Annotated in this window: 1 protein-coding gene; it reads right to left on the bottom strand. The window is 46.6% G+C overall.

Features of this window, described 5'->3' with window-relative positions; genetic code table 11:
* On the bottom strand, nt 1-273 hold a 273-nt coding region (locus ACYVRA_RS08895), incomplete at its 3' end, for a hypothetical protein (RefSeq protein ID WP_461252354.1).
* Between the last annotated feature and the right edge of the window lie 178 nt (nt 274-451).

The following is a 451-nucleotide window of genomic DNA, read 5'->3' as shown; positions in this document are numbered from 1 at the left end:
TTTATCACCATCATCTTCATCCGTGTTCGGCAACGGCGAACAGACGATTCTGCGCCGCTCGCCCTTGCCGGCGTACCTTGTGTAAATCTCCGCCATTACAACCATCGGATCCGCGTAGCCGGCGCGGAAGTCGTCGGAATATTTGGCGTAAACGCGGTACTTCCCCTTTACGGCTTTCTTCAAAATGAACTGATCCGGCTCGGCGCAACCGATTCGCCGGCAGCTTGTCGTTCGCCCGCCGATTTTTGTTCCGCGGTTCCTATAAGAACACATCTCTTTATTCGGATCCTCCACGTATAGGCAGACGACGGTATTGTTGAGATTCCGGGTTATTGCCTGTCTCTTATACACATCTGGTGAAGAATTAGGAAATAAAAACAATATAAATTTGACCGGATATTACAAAATATATGTAGCCAAAAAGAAATACAGAATTGTTTATAGAATAGTA

It is taken from the genome of Treponema sp. R8-4-B8 (assembly GCF_054786175.1).
The sequence above is the reverse complement of the archived record's forward strand: the minus strand, read 5'-3'. Positions and strand labels throughout refer to the sequence as shown.